Annotated in this window: 1 rRNA gene; it reads left to right on the forward strand. The window is 53.2% G+C overall.

Annotation, left to right across the window (positions count from 1 at the left end):
* Window positions 1-585 (forward strand): 23S ribosomal RNA (locus tag E0496_RS34440); the annotation flags it as partial.

The raw sequence follows: 585 nt of genomic DNA on the forward strand, positions 1-585 counted from the left end.
ATAGCCCGAGGGGGCCGCAGTGAAAAGGCCCAAGCGACTGTTTAGCAAAAACACAGGTCTGTGCGAAGCCGTAAGGCGAAGTATACGGGCTGACGCCTGCCCGGTGCTGGAAGGTTAAGGGGAGCGGTTAGGAGCAATCCGAAGCTGTGAACCGAAGCCCCAGTAAACGGCGGCCGTAACTATAACGGTCCTAAGGTAGCGAAATTCCTTGTCAGGTAAATTCTGACCCGCACGAATGGCGTAACGACTTGGGCGCTGTCTCAACGAGAGATCCGGTGAAATTTTAATACCTGTGAAGATGCAGGTTACCCGCGACAAGACGGAAAGACCCCATGGAGCTTTACTGTAACTTGATATTGAACTTTGGTACGATCTGTACAGGATAGGTGGGAGCCTAAGAAGCATGAGCGCCAGCTTGTGTGGAGGCAACGTTGGGATACCACCCTGATCGTATCGGAGTTCTAACCTAGAACCGTGAAACCGGTTCGGGGACCGTGTCAGGTGGACAGTTTGACTGGGGCGGTCGCCTCCTAAAATGTAACGGAGGCGCCCAAAGGTTCCCTCAGAATGGTTGGAAATCATTCG

Source organism: Paenibacillus luteus, assembly GCF_006542765.1.
In the GTDB taxonomy this organism is placed as follows: Bacteria; Bacillota; Bacilli; order Paenibacillales; family Paenibacillaceae; genus Pristimantibacillus; species Pristimantibacillus luteus.